This is a genomic window from Streptomyces sp. SKN60 (assembly GCF_026236535.1).
Taxonomy (GTDB): domain Bacteria; phylum Actinomycetota; class Actinomycetes; order Streptomycetales; family Streptomycetaceae; genus Streptomyces.
The window spans coordinates 118,764-136,163 of sequence record NZ_JAHTMW010000012.1 but is presented as its reverse complement, the minus strand read 5'-3'; the positions used below and the strand labels follow the sequence as shown (position 1 = coordinate 136,163).

General features: G+C 71.5%; 16 protein-coding genes. 10 read left to right on the top strand and 6 right to left on the bottom strand.

Annotation, left to right across the window (positions count from 1 at the left end; translation table 11 throughout):
- The first annotated feature begins 177 nt into the window (after positions 1 to 177).
- From gap to KV205_RS21390, 5 genes are all read left to right on the top strand, one after another.
- A complete protein-coding gene (gene gap / locus KV205_RS21410) occupies positions 178 to 1,185 on the top strand; it encodes a type I glyceraldehyde-3-phosphate dehydrogenase (RefSeq protein WP_265866127.1) in 1,008 nt (335 codons plus the stop codon).
- A gap of 120 nt (positions 1,186 to 1,305) precedes the next feature.
- Complete coding sequence (gene pgk / locus KV205_RS21405; protein ID WP_265866126.1) at positions 1,306 to 2,517, top strand: phosphoglycerate kinase; 1,212 nt, start codon at positions 1,306 to 1,308, stop codon at positions 2,515 to 2,517.
- Positions 2,518 to 2,524: 7 nt separating this feature from the next.
- A complete protein-coding gene (tpiA, locus tag KV205_RS21400; protein WP_265866125.1) occupies positions 2,525 to 3,301 on the top strand; it encodes a triose-phosphate isomerase in 777 nt (258 codons plus the stop codon).
- Positions 3,302 to 3,408: 107 nt separating this feature from the next.
- Positions 3,409 to 3,639 carry a preprotein translocase subunit SecG gene (secG, locus tag KV205_RS21395; RefSeq protein WP_265866124.1) on the top strand — a complete coding sequence of 77 codons (231 nt, stop codon included), beginning with the start codon at positions 3,409 to 3,411 and terminating at the stop codon, positions 3,637 to 3,639.
- A 77-nt stretch (positions 3,640 to 3,716) separates the two neighbouring features.
- Positions 3,717 to 4,052, top strand: a complete 336-nt coding sequence (locus tag KV205_RS21390) for an RNA polymerase-binding protein RbpA (RefSeq protein ID WP_003957010.1) — start codon at positions 3,717 to 3,719, stop codon at positions 4,050 to 4,052.
- Positions 4,053 to 4,114: 62 nt separating this feature from the next.
- On the opposite strand, the gene KV205_RS21385 is transcribed toward KV205_RS21390, so the two are convergent.
- The gene (locus KV205_RS21385; protein ID WP_265866111.1) at positions 4,115 to 4,951 is read right to left on the bottom strand and encodes a MurR/RpiR family transcriptional regulator; all 837 of its coding nucleotides are present in this window, start codon (positions 4,949 to 4,951) and stop codon (positions 4,115 to 4,117) included.
- A 96-nt stretch (positions 4,952 to 5,047) separates the two neighbouring features.
- On the opposite strand from KV205_RS21385, the gene KV205_RS21380 reads away from it, so the two are divergent.
- The 5 genes from KV205_RS21380 to KV205_RS21360 all read left to right on the top strand — a co-directional run bounded on the left by KV205_RS21380 (position 5,048) and on the right by KV205_RS21360 (position 10,627).
- On the top strand, positions 5,048 to 5,995 hold the full coding sequence (locus tag KV205_RS21380; RefSeq protein ID WP_265866110.1) for an N-acetylglucosamine kinase: 948 nt from the start codon (positions 5,048 to 5,050) through the stop codon (positions 5,993 to 5,995).
- Positions 5,996 to 6,073: 78 nt separating this feature from the next.
- Positions 6,074 to 6,844 (top strand): SIS domain-containing protein, encoded by a 771-nt coding sequence (locus tag KV205_RS21375; protein ID WP_265866109.1) that lies wholly within the window; start codon positions 6,074 to 6,076, stop codon positions 6,842 to 6,844.
- Positions 6,845 to 6,925: 81 nt separating this feature from the next.
- Positions 6,926 to 8,581: a glucose-6-phosphate isomerase gene (gene pgi, locus KV205_RS21370; protein ID WP_265866258.1), complete on the top strand. Its 1,656-nt coding sequence runs from the start codon at positions 6,926 to 6,928 to the stop codon at positions 8,579 to 8,581.
- 4 nt (positions 8,582 to 8,585) lie between these two features.
- Positions 8,586 to 9,098: a PH domain-containing protein gene (locus tag KV205_RS21365; protein WP_265866108.1), complete on the top strand. Its 513-nt coding sequence runs from the start codon at positions 8,586 to 8,588 to the stop codon at positions 9,096 to 9,098.
- Entirely contained in the window at positions 9,095 to 10,627 is a 1,533-nt protein-coding gene (locus KV205_RS21360) for a PH domain-containing protein (protein ID WP_265866107.1), read from the top strand. The genes KV205_RS21365 and KV205_RS21360 overlap by 4 nt, the downstream gene beginning before the upstream one ends.
- 22 nt (positions 10,628 to 10,649) lie before the next feature.
- On the opposite strand, the gene pgl is transcribed toward KV205_RS21360, so the two are convergent.
- From pgl to tkt, 5 genes are read right to left on the bottom strand one after another with little or no spacing between them, the layout of a single operon-like run.
- Positions 10,650 to 11,432, bottom strand: a complete 783-nt coding sequence (gene pgl / locus KV205_RS21355; RefSeq protein WP_265866106.1) for a 6-phosphogluconolactonase — start codon at positions 11,430 to 11,432, stop codon at positions 10,650 to 10,652.
- Positions 11,429 to 12,493: a glucose-6-phosphate dehydrogenase assembly protein OpcA gene (opcA, locus tag KV205_RS21350; protein WP_265866105.1), complete on the bottom strand. Its 1,065-nt coding sequence runs from the start codon at positions 12,491 to 12,493 to the stop codon at positions 11,429 to 11,431. Before opcA ends, pgl begins: the two co-directional genes overlap by 4 nt.
- Positions 12,490 to 14,022: a glucose-6-phosphate dehydrogenase gene (gene zwf / locus KV205_RS21345; RefSeq protein WP_265866103.1), complete on the bottom strand. Its 1,533-nt coding sequence runs from the start codon at positions 14,020 to 14,022 to the stop codon at positions 12,490 to 12,492. The genes opcA and zwf overlap by 4 nt, the downstream gene beginning before the upstream one ends.
- Before the next feature lie 5 nt (positions 14,023 to 14,027).
- Positions 14,028 to 15,146: a transaldolase gene (gene tal, locus KV205_RS21340; protein ID WP_265866102.1), complete on the bottom strand. Its 1,119-nt coding sequence runs from the start codon at positions 15,144 to 15,146 to the stop codon at positions 14,028 to 14,030.
- A 36-nt stretch (positions 15,147 to 15,182) separates the two neighbouring features.
- Positions 15,183 to 17,270, bottom strand: a complete 2,088-nt coding sequence (gene tkt / locus KV205_RS21335; protein WP_265866101.1) for a transketolase — start codon at positions 17,268 to 17,270, stop codon at positions 15,183 to 15,185.
- Positions 17,271 to 17,400: the final 130 nt, after the last annotated feature.

Here is a 17,400-nt window from a genome sequence, read left to right as displayed (position 1 = left end):
TACCCGTTGGTAGGCAAGGGCTGTCGGCCTTTTTCCGGCACTTTCCGGGCGTGTACCGCCGCACTCGATGTCACGCGGAGCCATCTGGAGAGGTAGGGTCGTAAGCGGTCGGGGACATCCCAAAAGAGAAGCTCGCCGGGCGTCGAAACCCGGCGTACCTAACGAGGAGATCGGTTCGTGACGATCCGCGTAGGCATCAACGGCTTTGGCCGTATCGGTCGCAACTACTTCCGCGCGCTCCTTGAGCAGGGTGCCGACATCGAGGTCGTGGCCGTCAACGATCTGGGCGACACCGCGACCACGGCTCACCTGCTGAAGTACGACACCATTCTGGGCCGCCTCAAGGCCGAGGTGACCCACACCGCCGACACCATCACCGTCGACGGCCACACCATCAAGGTGCTCTCCGAGCGCAACCCGGCCGACATCCCGTGGGGTGAGCTGGGCGTCGACATCGTCATCGAGTCCACCGGCATCTTCACCAAGCGCGACGACGCCGCCAAGCACCTCGCGGGCGGCGCGAAGAAGGTCCTCATCTCGGCCCCGGCCAAGGACGAGGACATCACCATCGTGATGGGCGTCAACCAGGACAAGTACGACCCGGCGAGCCACGACGTCATCTCCAACGCCTCCTGCACGACCAACTGTGTCGCGCCGATGGCCAAGGTCCTCGACGAGAACTTCGGCATCGTCCGCGGTCTGATGACCACGGTCCACGCGTACACCAACGACCAGCGCATCCTGGACTTCCCGCACAAGGACCTGCGCCGCGCCCGCGCCGCCGCGGAGAACATCATCCCGACCACGACGGGCGCCGCCAAGGCCACCGCCCTGGTCCTCCCGCAGCTCAAGGGCAAGCTCGACGGCATGGCCATGCGCGTGCCGGTCCCGACCGGCTCGGTCACCGACCTGGTCGTCGAGCTCTCCCGCGAGGTCACCAAGGACGAGGTCAACGCCGCGTTCAAGAAGGCCGCGGACGGCGAGCTCAAGGGCATCCTGTTCTACACCGAGGACGAGATCGTCTCCTCGGACATCGTGAGCGACCCGGCCTCCTGCACCTTCGACTCGTCGCTGACGATGGTCCAGGAGGGCAACTCGGTCAAGGTTCTCGGCTGGTACGACAACGAGTGGGGCTACTCCAACCGTCTCGTCGACCTCACCGTCTTCGTCGGCGGTCAGCTCTAAGCTCTCTAAGCTTCTGAGCGGGCTTTCGATGTGAAGCAGGGCTCGGGCAGTGCGATGGCGCACTGTGCGGGCCCTGCTGTCGTGTGCTCCACCGCGTGTACCAAGGAGTCAGAGAAACAGATGAAGACGATCGACGAGCTGCTCGCCGAGGGCGTCACCGGCAAGCGGGTGTTCGTCCGCGCCGACCTCAACGTGCCCCTCGACGGCACCACCATCACCGATGACGGGCGCATCCGCGCCGTCGTCCCGACCGTCAAGGCGCTCGCCGAGGCCGGCGCCCGGGTCGTGGTCGCGTCCCACCTCGGCCGCCCCAAGGGCGCGCCGGACCCGGCCTTCTCCCTCGCCCCGGCCGCCGCGCGGCTCGGCGAACTGCTCGGCGCCGACGTGGCCTTCGCGACCGACACGGTCGGCGAGTCCGCCAAGGCGACCGTCGCCGGCCTGACCGACGGCCGGGTGGCCGTCATCGAGAACCTGCGCTTCAACGCCGGCGAGACGTCCAAGGACGACGCCGAGCGCGCGGCCTTCGCCGCGCAGCTGGCCGAGCTCGCCGACCTCTACGTCGGCGACGGCTTCGGCGCCGTGCACCGCAAGCACGCCTCGGTCTTCGACCTCCCCGGCAAGCTGCCGCACGCGGCCGGCTACCTCATCGCCACCGAGGTCGGCGTCCTGAAGAAGCTCACCGAGGACGTCCAGCGCCCCTACGTCGTCGCCCTCGGCGGCGCCAAGGTCTCCGACAAGCTCGGCGTCATCGACAACCTCCTGCAGAAGGCCGACCGCATCCTCATCGGCGGCGGCATGGCGTACACCTTCCTCAAGGCCAAGGGCCACGAGGTCGGCATCTCGCTGCTCCAGGAGGACCAGATCGACACGTGCCTCGGCTACCTGGCGGAGGCGGAGAAGCGCGGCGTCGAGTTCGTGCTGCCGATCGACGTGCTGGTCTCCGCCGACTTCCCGGACCTGAAGACCAAGGCCCCGGCCAACCCCGAGCTCGTCTCCTCGGACGCCATCCCGGCGGACAAGGAGGGCCTGGACATCGGCCCGAAGACCCGCGAGCTCTACGCGGCGAAGCTCGCCGACGCCGGCACCGTCTTCTGGAACGGCCCGATGGGCGTCTTCGAGCACCCCGACTACGCGAACGGCACCAAGGCCGTCGCGCAGGCGCTGCTCGACTCGGACGGCTTCACCGTCGTCGGCGGCGGCGACTCGGCCGCCGCCGTCCGCACGCTCGGCTTCGACGAGAATGCATTCGGCCACATCTCGACCGGCGGCGGCGCCTCCCTCGAATACCTCGAGGGCAAGAAGCTCCCCGGCCTCGTCGCACTGGAGGACTGACCCCTTTATGAGCACCCGCACCCCGCTGATGGCGGGCAACTGGAAGATGAACCTCAACCACCTCGAGGCCATCGCCCACGTCCAGAAGCTCGCCTTCGCCCTCACCGACAAGGACTACGACGCCGTCGAGGTCGCCGTCCTGGTCCCCTTCACCGACCTGCGCTCCGTGCAGACCCTGGTCGACGGCGACAAGCTGAAGATCAAGTACGGCGCCCAGGACCTCTCGGCGCACGAGTCCGGCGCGTACACCGGTGAGATCTCCGGCGCGATGCTGTCCAAGCTGAAGTGCGCCTTCGTGGCCGTCGGCCACTCGGAGCGCCGCCAGTACCACGCCGAGAGCGACGAGCTCTGCAACGCCAAGGTGAAGGCCGCCTACCAGCACGGCCTGACCCCGATCCTGTGCGTCGGCGAGGAGCTGGACGTCCGCGAGGCCGGCAACGCCGTCGCGCACACCCTGGCCCAGGTCGAGGGCGGCCTGAAGGACATCCCGGCCGAGCAGGCCGAGACGATCGTGATCGCCTACGAGCCGGTGTGGGCCATCGGCACCGGCAAGGTCTGCGGCGCCGACGACGCCCAGGAGGTCTGCGGGGCGATCCGCGGCAAGCTCGCCGAGCTGTACTCGCAGGAGCTGGCCGACAAGGTCCGCATCCAGTACGGCGGCTCCGTCAAGAGCGGCAACGTGGCCGAGATCATGGCCCAGGCCGACATCGACGGCGCCCTGGTCGGCGGTGCCTCGCTGGACGCCGACGAGTTCGTCAAGATCGTGCGATTCCGCGACCAGTGATGATGTAGAGCGGCGGACGGGATCCGTCGTACCCTTGCGGGGGTCGGGCAGGTACGATGCCCGGCCCCCGTCCGTATAAGTCCGAGGAAGTTGGTCCAGCCGTGGTTATGGGGTTCTCGATCGCCCTGATCGTCTTCAGTGCGCTGCTGATGCTGCTCGTGCTGATGCACAAGGGGAAGGGCGGCGGCCTCTCCGACATGTTCGGTGGCGGCATGCAGTCGTCCGTCGGTGGCTCCTCGGTCGCCGAGCGCAACCTGGACCGGATCACCGTCGTGGTCGGTCTGCTGTGGTTCGCGTGCATTGTCGTACTTGGTCTGCTGATGAAGATGGACGGGTAACTCCAATCACTGGACGCGCGTTGGGCCTTACGTAGACTGGGGCATCTTCGAGCACCATCACGCAGGGAGTTACGACCGTGGCAAGTGGCAACGCGATCCGGGGAAGCCGGGTCGGCGCGGGGCCGATGGGCGAGGCCGAGCGGGGCGAGTCGGCACCGCGTCTCCGGATCTCCTTCTGGTGCTCGAACGGGCACGAGACCCAGCCGAGCTTCGCCAGCGACGCACAGGTCCCGGACACCTGGGACTGCCCCCGCTGTGGCTTCCCGGCCGGCCAGGACCGGGACAACCCGCCGGACCCGCCGCGCACCGAGCCGTACAAGACGCACCTCGCGTACGTACGGGAGCGGCGCAGCGACGCGGACGGCGAGGCGATCCTCGCGGAGGCGCTCGCCAAGCTCCGGGGCGAGATCTGACAACCGGCTGAACGGGCTCTGCGCGCAGGGCCCGTTCCGTCGTATGTGCGGCGGCCTTTCGGTTATCTCCGGTGGTCGCCGGCGATGTGCGCGGTGAGTGCGAGGGCGGCCGCGGCGCGCGAGTAGGTCAGCTGGGTCACGCGCGCGTAGAGGCAGTCCAGGATCAGCAGCACCGAGTGCCGGGCGCCGAATCCGCCGTGCCGGAAACCGGTCTCGGCGGACGTCGAGGTGAGGTGCGTTCCGGCCGCCCGGGCCACCGGGGAGCGCGGGTCGCCCGTGACGGCGACCGTCGCCGCGCCGCGCTCGGCGGCCAGCTCCAGCGGGGCCAGGACCTCGCGGGTCGCCCCCGAGTGGGAGAGCGCGACCACCGTGTCGGCCGGGGTGAGCAGCGCCGCCGAGGTCTTCGCCGCGTGCACCTCGGTCCACGCGCGGGCCTCGCAGCCGATGCCGAACAGCCGGGCCCGCAGCTCCACGGCGAGGAACCCGGAGGCCCCCACCCCGTACACGTCGATCCGGCGGGCCTGTGCCAGGGCCCGGGCCGCCCGCTCCAGGGCGTCCGGGTCGAGCCGCTCGGCGGTGGCGCGCAGGGCGGCCAGGTCGGCCTGGGCGACGGCGGCCACGACCCGGTCGAGCGGGTCGTCGGGGCCGATGTCGGGGCCCAGCGGCCCGGCCTCCTGGCCCTGTTCCCGGGCCAGTTCGAGCAGCAGCCGCTGGTACGAGTCGAGGCCGAGGGCCCGGCAGAAGCGGGTCACGGTGGCCTGCGAGGTGCCGGTGCGGCGGCCGAGTTCGGCGGCGGACACCCCGGCGACCCGGGCCGGATCGGCGAGCACCCAGTCGCCGACCTTGCGCAAGGAGCCGGACATCCGGGGGAGTTCGGAGCGGATCAGCGCGGTGATCATGCGGGGCCTTCTTCGACGGACGGCGGCGGGGGAGGGGCGTGTCGGAGGTGTCGGGGTCTTGTGGTCGCGTGAATGTATCAACCAGCATGCGGCCTGATGAACGGATCCAGCATTCAGCGGGTGGTCGTCGGCATCGACGCCGGCGGTACGCGGACCAGGGCGCGGTGCGCCGACGCGGCGACCGGCACGGCCCTGGGCGAGGGCACGGGCGGCCCGGGCAACGCGCTGAGCGTGCCCGCGGAGGAGCTCGTACGGCATCTGGCCGAGGCCCTGCGCGGAGCCCTGCCGCCGGGCGCCGGGGGAGCGGTCGGCGCGGTGGTGGCGGGCTTCGCCGGCGGCGGTCCCGGCGGCGGCGCGGAGCGGGCCGGGGCGGCGCTGCGGGCGGCCCTCGCCGAGGTGGGCGCGGCCCCGGCGCGGATCGTGGTGCACGGCGACGCGGAGGTGGCCTTCGCGGCCGGTCCCGGCACCCCGGCCGACGGACTCGTCCTGATCGCCGGCACCGGCGCCGCCGGCGCCCGGGTGGTGGGGCGCCGTCTGGCGAGCGCGGTGGACGGCGACGGCTGGCTGCTCGGGGACGCGGGCAGCGGCTTCTGGCTCGGCCGGGAGGCGCTGCGCGCGGTGCTGCGGGCCCTGGACGGCCGAGGCCCGGCGACCGCGCTCTCCGACCCGGTCGCGGCGCTGTGCGGGGGCCTGGCCAAGGAGCGGCTGGTCGGCTGGGCCTACGCGGCGCACCCGGTGCGGCTTGCCGGGCTCAGCCCGCTGGTGGTCGACGCGGCGGCGGCCGGGGACGCGGTGGCGACCGGACTGCTCGACCGCGCGGCGGACGAACTGACCGTCACCGTACGGGCGTTGCTGCCCCGGCCCGGTGAACCCCTGGTGGTCACGGGCGGCCTGCTCGGTCCGGGCGGCCCGCTGCTCGACCGGCTGTCGGTACGGGTGGCCGCGCTCGGCCTCGTACCGTCGTCGGTCCCGGACGGTCTGGCGGGCGCGGTGGCGCTCGCGCGGCTCGCCGATCCGGCCGGGCCTGCGGCGCCGCGCTCTTGACGGGCCATCGGCTCGCTGGTTGATTGAACCGACTGATCGGATCAGGCTCGGTTCAATCAATCATGAGGAGCTTGCGTCATGGACCAACCCGCCCTCGGTGCCGCGCAGTTCGCCGACATCGCCCGCACCGCCGTCGACCGGGTCGTCGCCGCCAACAAGGAGTCCGTGGCCGCCGCCGCCCGGCTCTTCGCGGACTGCGTGGCCGCCGACGGGGTGATCCACGCCTTCGGCACCGGACACTCCCAGGCCGCCGCCCTCGAAGTCGCCGGACGGGCCGGCGGACTCGTGCCCACCAGCCGGATCGCCCTCGCCGACCTCGTCCTGCGCGGCGGCGAGGACCCGGCGATCCTGAAGGACCCGCTGCTCGAACGCTCCCCGGGCCTCGCCGACCGGCTCTACGCCCTGGCCACGCCCCGCCCCCAGGACCTCTTCGTGATCATCTCCAACTCGGGGGTGAACAACTCGATCGTCGACCTCGCGCTCAAGGTCACCGGCGCCGGCCACCCGCTGGTCGCCCTCACCTCCCTGGAGCACACCCGTGCCGTCCCGGCCCTGCACGCGAGCGGCAAGCGGCTGGCCGACCTCGCCGACGCCGTCCTCGACAACGGCGCCCCGGCCGGCGACGCCGTCCTTCCGCTGCCCGGCTCCGACGCGGGCGGACTGTGCGGGATCTCCACCCTCACCTCGTCGCTGCTCGTCCAGATGACCGTCGCCGAGGCCGTCGCCCTGCTGCTCGCCGAGGGCGTCGAACCGCCCCTCTACGTCTCCGCGAACCTCCCCGGCGGACACGAGCGCAATGCCGTCCTGGAGGCGCGGTACGCGGGGCGCCTCCACCGCGGCGGTCACTGAACGGGAATCCGGTGCTCGATCAATTAGGTTGGAGACAGCGGGGCACGAAGCAGCAAGACGAAGAAATGGGCGATGTCCGAGATGAACAACGCAGGCCGAAGCCGGCTCAACCAGCTGCCCGAGTGGGCGGCCCTCGGAAAGCACCGTGAGCAGCTGGGCGAACCCCGGCTGCGCGAGCTGTTCGCCGCCGACCCCGAGCGCGGCAGCGCGTACACGCTGCGGGTCGGCGACCTCTATCTGGACTACTCCAAGCACCTGGTCACCGACGAGACCCTGAGCCTCCTGCGTGAACTGGCCGCCGCCACCGGCGTGGCCGAGCTGCGCGACGCCATGTTCCGCGGCGAGAAGATCAACAACACCGAGGACCGTGCCGTCCTGCACACCGCGCTGCGCGCCCCGCGCGGCGCGGTCGTCGAGGTCGACGGCGAGAACGTGGTGCCCGAGGTGCACGCCGTCCTCGACAAGATGGCCGCCTTCGCGGACAAGGTGCGCGCCGGCGAGTGGACCGGCCACACCGGCAAGCCGATCAAGAACATCGTCAACATCGGCATCGGCGGCTCCGACCTCGGCCCCGCCATGGCCTACGAGGTGCTGCGCGCCTACACGCAGCGCGATCTGACGTTCCGTTTCGTCTCCAACGTCGACGGCGCCGACCTCCACGAGGCCGTCCGTGACCTCGACGCCGCCGAGACCCTCTTCATCGTCGCCTCGAAGACCTTCACCACCATCGAGACGATCACCAACGCCACCTCCGCCCGCAACTGGCTGCTCACCGAGCTGCGGGCCGGTCAGGAGGCCGTCGCCAAGCACTTCGTGGCCCTGTCGACCAATGCCGAGAAGGTCGAGGACTTCGGCATCGACACGGCGAACATGTTCGAGTTCTGGGACTGGGTCGGCGGCCGCTACTCCTACGACTCCGCCATCGGCCTCTCCCTGATGATCGCCATCGGCCCGGACGCCTTCCGCGAGATGCTCGACGGCTTCCACCTCGTCGACGAGCACTTCCGCACCGCCCCGCCGGAGGAGAACGCGCCGCTGCTGCTCGGCCTCCTCGGCATCTGGTACGGCGGCTTCTTCGACGCCCAGTCGCACGCCGTCCTGCCGTACTCGCACTACCTGTCGAAGTTCACCGCGTACCTCCAGCAGCTCGACATGGAGTCCAACGGCAAGTCCGTCACCCGCGACGGACAGCCGGTCGACTGGCAGACCGGCCCGGTCGTCTGGGGCACCCCCGGCACCAACGGCCAGCACGCCTACTACCAGCTGATCCACCAGGGCACCAAGGTCATCCCGGCCGACTTCATCGGCTTCGCCAAGCCGGTCGCCGACCTGCTGCCCGGCCTGGTCGCCCAGCACGACCTGCTGATGGCGAACTTCTTCGCCCAGACCCAGGCCCTCGCCTTCGGCAAGACGCCCGAGGAGGTGCGCGCCGAGGGCGTGCCCGAGGAACTGGTCCCGCACAAGACCTTCAAGGGCGACCACCCCACCACCACCATCCTGGCCGACGCCCTCACCCCGTCCGTGCTCGGCCAGCTCGTCGCCCTGTACGAGCACAAGGTCTTCGTCCAGGGCGCCGTGTGGAACATCGACTCCTTCGACCAATGGGGCGTCGAACTCGGCAAGGTCCTCGCCAAGAAGATCGAGCCGGTGCTGACGAAGGGGACGGGCGGCGAGGGGCTCGACTCGTCCACCGCCGGACTCGTCGCCGCCTACCGCGCACTGCGCGACCGGGGCTGATCCGGTGACCGGGGGGAGGAACGCGGAGCACGAGGTACGGCTGCGCCCGCCGAGGAACACCCTCGACGGGCGGGCCCTCGGCTGGTGGCGCACCCAGCTGCTGCTCGCCACCGCCGCACCGGCCGGCGTCCTGGCCGTGCTCGGCGCCCTCATCGGACCGGCGAGCAGCTGGCTGTTCGCCGCCGCCGGCGCCGTGGCGCTGCTCGGCCTCGGCTGCACCGCGTTCCTCCCCGCCTGGTGGTACCGGGTGCACCGCTGGGAGGTCACCGAGGACGCCGTGTACGTGCGCACCGGCGCCCTCTGGCAGGAGTGGCGGATCGCGCCCATGTCCCGGATCCAGACCGTCGACACCGTGCGCGGCCCGCTCGAACAGGCCTTCCGGCTCGCCACCGTCACGGTCACCACCGCCTCCTCCAAGGGCGCGCTCCGGATCGAGGGCCTGGACCACGAGCTCGCCGCCGAGCTCGCCGAACGGCTCACCGCGATCACCCGGGCCACCCCCGGGGACGCCACATGAGCGAGGACTGGCGGCAGCTCGCCCCCCGTACGGTGCTCGCCGGGGCCGCCGTCCTGTGCGGCGTCGCCGGCGGCGCCGCGCTGCCCGCCTTCCTCAGCCTCTCCTCCGGCTCCCGGCCGCTCTGGCAGGCCGCCGCCTGGGTGCTCGCCGGGACCGCGCTGATCATCGGCGGCGGCACCGTCGCCGACTGGATCCGGCTGCGCCGCACCCGCTACCGCGTCGGCGCCGAACGCGTCGACCTCCACACCGGCCTGCTCGTCGTCAAACGGCGCTCCCTGGCCCGCGAACGCATCCGCAGCGTCGACCTCACCGCCAACCCGCTCCAACGCGTCCTCGGCCTGGTCAAGGTCCGCATCGGCACCGGCGAGCACACCGACGGCGAGTCCACCCTCGAACTCGACCTGGTCACCCGCGCCGAGGGCGAACAGCTGCGCCGCACCCTGCTCGCCCGCCCGGCCGGCACCCCCGAGGACGCCGCCCACGACGGCCTGCTCGCCGCGCTCGACCCGCACTGGATCCGCTACGCCCCGGTCTCCTTCGTCGCCCCGCTGCTCGGCGGCGCGGCCGCCGGGGCCGTGATGCAGGTCAGCGACTGGTTCGGCGCCCAGGACAAGGTCATCCACTGGATAGGGGACCGCTTCGAGGACGTCTCGCTGCCCTGGATGATCGTCGACCTCGTGCTGCTCGCCACCCTCGCCGGGGTGATCGGCGCGCTCGGGCTGTGGATCGAGATGTGGTCCCACTACCGCCTGGAGCGCGAGCCCGGGGGCACCCTGCGGGTCCGCCGCGGCCTGTTCACCGCCCGCTCCGTCTCCCTGGAGGAGCGCCGGCTGCGCGGCGTGGAACTCGTCGAGCCCCTCGGCGTGCGCCTGTTCCGCGCCGCCCGGGTCGACGCCGTCGCCACCGGACTCGCCCAGGACGACGACGACCAGCACGGCGACCTCAAGAACCTGCTGCCGCCCGCGCCGCGCGCCGTCGCCGACCGGGTCGCCGCGAGCGTGCTCCGCGAGACCGAACCGCCCACGAGCGCGCCGCTCGCCGCCCACCCCCGGGCCGCCCGCACGAGGCGGCTGCGCTGGGCGCTGTGGGCCGCGCTCGGCCCGGCCGCGATCCTCGCCGTCCTCGGCGCCCGGCTCACCCCGGTGCTGCTCTATCTCGCGGGCGGCGTCGCCGTCGTCCTCACCCCGCTCGCCGTGCTGCTCGCCCTCGACGCGTACCGCAACCTCGGACACGGCGTCAGCGGCGCCTTCCTGGTGACCCGTTCCGGCACCGTACGGCGCTCCACCGTCGCCCTCCAGCGCGCCGGGGTGATCGGCTGGACGGTCAAGCAGTCCTGGTTCCAGCGCCGCGCGGGCGTGCTCACGCTGAGCGCCACGACGGCCGCCGGCGAGGGTGCGTACGACGTGTACGACGCGGGCGAGAGCCAGGGCCTGGCCTTCGCCGCCGAGGCCGTACCCGACCTGCTGACGCCCTTCCTGGAACCCGTCATCGGGCCGGAAACGCCGGAGGCCCGGCGCACCGAAAGGTGAACCGGGCCTCCCTGCAAGGGAATCAGGCCGAGGCCGGCGGATACAGGCTCCGCGGCAGCTCGGCCGCCGCGGCCGCGTCGAGCAGCCACAGCGTGCGCGTCCGGCCGCGGGCACCGGCCGCCGGGGCCTGCACCTCGCCCGCGCCGGACAGCGCGATGGCCGCGGCCTTCGCCTTGTCCGCGCCGGCCGCGAGCAGCCAGACCTCCTTCGCGGCCCGGATCGCCGGAAGGGTCAGCGAGATCCGGGTCGGCGGCGGCTTCGGCGCGCCGTGCACGCCCACCACCGTCCGCTCGGTCTCGCGGACCGCCGGCAGCTCCGGGAACAGCGAGGCGACATGGGTGTCCGGGCCGACGCCCAGCATCAGCACGTCGAAGGTCGGCACCCCGCCGTGGTCGCCGGGAGCGACAGCCGCCGCGAGCTCCGCCGCGTACGCCTCGGCCGCCGCCTCCACGTCGGAGCCGTACGGACCGTCCGAGGCCGGCATCGCGTGCACCCGGGCCGGGTCCAGCGGGACGCTGTCGAGCAGCGCCTCGCGGGCCTGGGTGACATTGCGCTCCGGGTCGCCCTCGGGCAGGTAGCGCTCGTCGCCCCACCACAGGTCGAGCCGCGACCAGTCGATCGCGTCCCGGGCGGGCGCCGCACGCAACGCCGCCAGCAGCCCGTTGCCGTTGCGGCCGCCGGTGAGCACCACCGACGCGGAGCCGCGGGCGGCCTGGGCGTCCACGATCTTGGTGATCAGCCGGGCCGCGGCGGCCTCGGCCATCAGCTCCTTGTCGCGGTGCACGACCAGCTGAGGGGCGCTCACTTGCCCGCCGCCTTCTTGGCCGTGGCCTTCGCCGGGGACTTCCTCGCGGCCGGCTTGGGAGCCTCCGCGACCTCCTCCACCACGACCACTTCCTCGGCCTCCACCTGGGCCACCTGCGGCGCGGTCGTCGCCGCCTCCTCGTCGAGCCGCTCCAGACCGAAGCGCAGCGCCGAGGCATAGGTGTCGTCCGGGTCGAGCCGGCGCAGCTCCTCCGCGATCAGCTCGGCGGTCTCGCGGCGCTTGAGCGCCACGGCCCGGTCGGGCTGGCCCTGGATGGAGAGCGTCGCGAGCGAGCCGTCCGGCCGGTCGAGCACGATCGGCCCGGTGTTGGTCTCCAGGCGCACCGAAGTGAGGCCCGGGCCGCCCGACTTGGCGCGCCGCACCGGGATCTGCAGCCGGTCCGCCAGCCACATGGCGAGCAGTTCGACGCTCGGGTTGAACTCCTCGCCCTCGACCTCGGCCGAGGTCACCTGGCAGGCGACCTGGTCGAGCGCGGCGGCCAGCATCGAGCGCCACGGGGTGATCCGGGTCCACGACAGATCGGTGTCGCCGGGGGTGTACGCGTCCGCCCGCGCGGTCAGCTCCTGGATGGGCTGCTCGGCGGCGTACGTGTCGGTGACCCGGCGCTGGGCGAGGGCGCCCAGCGGGTCGTTCGCCGGGTCGGCCGGCGAGTTCACCGGCCACCAGACGACGACCGGCGCGTCCGGCAGCAGCAGCGGCAGCACCACCGACTGGGCGTGGTCGACGACCTCGCCGTACAGCCGGAGCACCACCGTCTCGCCGGTGCTGGCGTCGGCGCCGAGGCGGACCTCGGCGTCGAGCCGCGCCTTGCTGCGGTCCCGCGGTCCCCGCGAGACCCGCTTGATGACGACGAGGGTCCGCGAGGGGTGCTCGCGGGACGCCTCGTTGGCCGCCTTGAGCGCGTCGTAGGCGTTCTCCTCGTCGGTGACGATGACGAGGGTGAGCACCATGCCGACGGCCGGGGTGCCGATGGCCCGCCGCCCGAGCACCAGCGCCTTGTTGATCTTGGAGGACGTGGTGTCCGTCAGGTCGGTCTTCATGGCCGGCGCCAGCTCCTGCCGTCTCGTGCGAGCATCTCGTCCGCCTCGACCGGACCCCAGGTCCCGGACTGGTACTGCGCGGGCTTGCCGTGCCCGTCCCAGAACCGCTCGATCGGGTCGAGGATCTTCCAGGACAGCTCGACCTCCTCGACCCGCGGGAAGAGGTTGGAGTCGCCGAGCAGGACGTCGAGGATGAGCCGCTCGTAGGCCTCGGGGCTGGACTCGGTGAAGGACTCGCCGTAGGCGAAGTCCATCGACACGTCCCGGACCTCCATCTGGGTGCCCGGCACCTTGGAGCCGAAGCGCATCGTCACGCCCTCGTCCGGCTGGACCCGGATGACCAGGGCGTTCTGCCCGAGCTCCTCCGTGGCCGTCTGGTCGAAGGGGGAGTGCGGGGCGCGCTGGAAGACCACCGCGATCTCGGTGACCCGGCGGCCGAGCCGCTTGCCGGTGCGCAGATAGAAGGGGACGCCCGCCCAGCGGCGGTTGTCGATCTCCAGCTTGATCGCCGCGTAGGTGTCGGTCTTCGACTGCGGGTCGATCCCGTCCTCCTCCAGGTAGCCGACGGCCTTCTCGCCGCCCTGCCACCCGGCCGCGTACTGGCCGCGGACCGTGGACTTCGCCAGGTCCTTGGGCAGCTTCACCGCGCCGAGCACCTTGGTCTTCTCCGCCGCGAGCGCGTCGGCGTCGAAGGAGGCGGGCTCCTCCATCGCGGTCAGCGCGAGCAGCTGCAGGAGGTGGTTCTGGATGACGTCACGGGCCGCGCCGATGCCGTCGTAGTAGCCGGCCCGGCCGCCGATGCCGATGTCCTCGGCCATGGTGATCTGCACGTGGTCGACGTACGACCGGTTCCAGATCGGCTCGAAGAGGGTGTTGGCGAAGCGGAGCGCCAGGATGTTCTGGACGGTCTCCTTGCCGAGGTAGTGGTCGATGCGGAAGACCGCCTCGGGCGGGAAGACCTCGTGCACGACCTCGTTGAGCTCCTTGGCGGACTCCAGGTCGTGGCCGAACGGCTTCTCGATGACGGCGCGCCGCCACGAGCCGTTCTTCTGGTCGGCCAGGCCGTGCTTCTTGAGCTGCTGGACGACCAGCGGGAAGAACTTCGGCGGCACGGAGAGGTAGAAGGCGAAGTTGCCGCCCGTGCCCTGCGCCTTGTCCAGCTCCTCGATGGTGGACTTCAGCTGCTCGAAGGCGTCGTCGCTGTCGAAGTCGCCCTGGACGAAGCGCATCCCCTGGATCAGCTGCTGCCACACCTCCTCGCGGAACGGGGTGCGGGCGTGCTGCTTGACCGCCTCGTGGACCTCCTGTGCGAAGTCCTCGTCCTCCCACTCGCGGCGGGCGAATCCGATGAGGGAGAAGCCCGGCGGCAGCAGACCCCGGTTCGCGAGGTCGTAGACGGCAGGCATCAGCTTCTTACGGGACAAATCGCCCGTGACACCGAAGATCACCAGACCCGACGGCCCCGCGATGCGCGGGAGCCGTCGGTCTGCGGCGTCACGGAGCGGGTTGGCTCCGGTGACTGCGCTCAAGGTGCTTACGCCTCCGAGGGAGTACGGCGGGAGAGCTCCGCCTCGGTCGACTTCAGCAGGTCGTTCCACGAGGCCTCGAACTTGTCGACGCCCTCGTCCTCCAGGAGCTGGACGACCTCGTCGTACGAGATGCCGAGCGCCGCCACCGCGTCGAGGACCTTGCGGGACTCCTCGTACGTGCCGCGGATGGTGTCGCCGGTGACCTCGCCGTGGTCGGCGGTGGCCTCCAGGGTCGCCTCCGGCATGGTGTTGACGGTGCCCGGGGCGACCAGGTCCACCACGTACAGGGTGTCCTTGTACGCCGGGTCCTTCACACCGGTCGAGGCCCACAGCGGACGCTGCTTGTTGGCCTGCGCCTTGTCCAGGGCCGCCCAGCGCTCCGAGCCGAAGACCTCCTCGTACGCCTCGTAGGCCAGCCGCGCGTTGGCGACGGCCGCCTTGCCCTTGAGGCCCTTGGCCTCGTCGGTGCCGAGGACGTCCAGGCGCTTGTCGATCTCGGTGTCCACCCGGGACACGAAGAAGGACGCCACGGAGTGGATCTTCGACAGGTCCAGGCCGCGCTCGCGGGCCTTCTCCAGACCGGCCAGGTAGGCGTCCATGACCGCGCGGTAGCGCTCGAGCGAGAAGATCAGCGTCACGTTCACGCTGATGCCGAGGCCGATGACCTCGGTGATCGCCGGCAGACCCGCCTTGGTGGCCGGGATCTTGATGAGGGTGTTGGGCCGGTCCACCAGCCAGGCCAGCTGCTTGGCCTCGGCGATCGTGGCCGCCGTCTCGTGGGCCAGGCGCGGGTCGACCTCGATCGAGACCCGGCCGTCCTGACCCTGGGTCGCGTCGAAGACCGGGCGCAGGATGTCGGCGGCGTCCCTCACGTCAGCCGTCGTGATCATGCGGATGGCCTCGTCCACCGTCACCTTGCGGGCGGCGAGGTCCACGAGCTGCTGCTCGTAGCCGTCACCCGAGGAGATCGCCTTCTGGAAGATGGACGGGTTGGTGGTCACACCCACCACATGGCTCTGGTCGATGAGCTCGGCGAGGTTGCCGGACGTGATCCGCTTCCGCGAGAGGTCGTCGAGCCAGATCGCGACGCCTTCGTCGGAGAGGCGCTTGAGAGCGTCTGTCATGAGAATTGCATCTCCAATAAGTCGTACGTATGCGCGTCAGCGCGCGGCGGCGTCGAGAGATTCCCGCGCGGCGGCGACGACCGCCTCCGGCGTGAACCCGAACTCGCGGAACAGCACCTTCGCGTCCGCCGAGGCACCGAAGTGCTCCAGCGAGACGATCCGGCCGGCGTCACCGACGAACCGGTGCCAGGTCAGACCGATACCGGCCTCGACCGCGACGCGCGCCTTCACCGACGGCGGCAGGACGGCGTCCTTGTACTCCTGGTCCTGCTCCTCGAACCACTCGACCGACGGCATCGAGACCACCCGGGTCGGGACGCCCGCGGCCTGCAGCTGCTCCCGGGCCTCGACGGCCAGGTGCACCTCGGAACCGGTCGCGATCAGCAGCACCTGCGGCTCGCCGCCCTCGGCCTCGAACAGCACGTAGCCGCCCTTGGCCGCGTCCTCGTTCGGCGCGTAGGTCGGCACGCCCTGACGGGTCAGCGCCAGACCGTGCGGGGCACCCTTGCCGTACACCTTGGTGTGGCGGCGCATGATCTCGCGCCAGGCGATCGCGGTCTCGTTGGCGTCGGCCGGGCGGACCAGGTTCAGGCCCGGGATGGCGCGCAGCGAGGCCAGGTGCTCCACCGGCTGGTGGGTCGGGCCGTCCTCGCCGAGACCGATCGAGTCGTGCGTCCACACGTACGTCACCGGCAGGTGCATCAGCGCGGACAGGCGCACCGCGTTGCGCATGTAGTCGGAGAACACCAGGAAGGTGCCGCCGTAGATGCGGGTGTTGCCGTGCAGCGCGATGCCGTTCATCTCCGCGGCCATCGCGTGCTCGCGGATGCCGAAGTGGATGGTCCGGCCGTACGGGTCCGCCTCGGGCAGCGGGTTGCCCTCCGGGAGGAAGGAGGACGACTTGTCGATCGTGGTGTTGTTGGAGCCGGCCAGGTCGGCCGAGCCGCCCCACAGCTCCGGGATCACCGCGCCGAGCGCCTGCAGCACCTTGCCGGACGCCGCACGCGTCGCGACGCCCTTGCCGGGCTCGAAGACCGGGATGGCCTTCTCCCAGCCGGCGGGCAGCTCGTTGGCCTCGATGCGGTCGAACTCGGCCGCCCGCTCCGGGTTGGCGGTGCGCCACTCGGAGAGCTGCTTCTCCCACGCGGCGCGGGCCTCGCGGCCGCGGTCGCCGAGCGCGCGGGTGTGCGCGATGACCTCGTCGGAGACCTCGAAGGTCTGCTCCGGGTCGAAGCCCAGGACGCGCTTGGTGGCCGCGACCTCCTCGTCGCCGAGCGCCGAGCCGTGCGCGGCCTCGGTGTTCTGCGCCGACGGGGCCGGCCAGGCGATGATCGAGCGCATCGCGATGAACGACGGACGCTCGGTCTCGGCCTCGGCGGCCTTGATCGCCGCGTAGAGGGCGGCCGGGTCCAGGTCGCCGTCGGCCTTGGGCTCGACGCGCTGCACGTGCCAGCCGTACGCCTCGTACCGCTTCATCGTGTCCTCGGACACGGCGGTCTCGGTGTCGCCCTCGATCGAGATGTGGTTGTCGTCCCACAGCAGGATCAGGTTGCCGAGCTTCTGGTGACCCGCGAGCGAGGACGCCTCCGCGGAGATGCCCTCCTGCAGGCAGCCGTCGCCGGCGATCACGTACACCCGGTGGTCGAAGGGGGAGGTGCCCTGCGGGGCCTCCGGGTCGAACAGACCGCGCTCGTAGCGGGCGGCCATCGCCATGCCCACCGCGTTCGCGACGCCCTGGCCGAGCGGACCGGTGGTGGTCTCGACACCGGCCGTGTGCCCGTACTCGGGGTGGCCCGGGGTCTTCGAGCCCCAGGTGCGGAACGACTTCAGGTCGTCCAGTTCGAGGCCGAAGCCGCCCAGGTACAGCTGCGTGTACAGGGTCAGGGACGAGTGCCCGGCGGAGAGGACGAAGCGGTCACGGCCCACCCACTCCGGATCGGCGGGGTCGTGGCGCATCACCTTCTGGAAGAGGGTGTACGCGGCGGGCGCCAGGCTCATGGCCGTGCCGGGATGGCCGTTGCCGACCTTCTGTACGGCGTCGGCGGCCAGGATGCGGGCGGTGTCCACGGCCCGCTGGTCCCGTTCGGTCCATTCGAGGTCTGTGGTGGTCGGCTTAGTGCTCACCCTGGGTCAGGGCTCCTCTCCACATGTCTGTAGCCGGTGACTGAGGGTGTCCCCGGCGTTGTCGAGCCTACCCCCGAAAAACGCCCCTCTTTTCGGGCTCACGCCCCTCAAATGAGCGCTTACGGCAAGA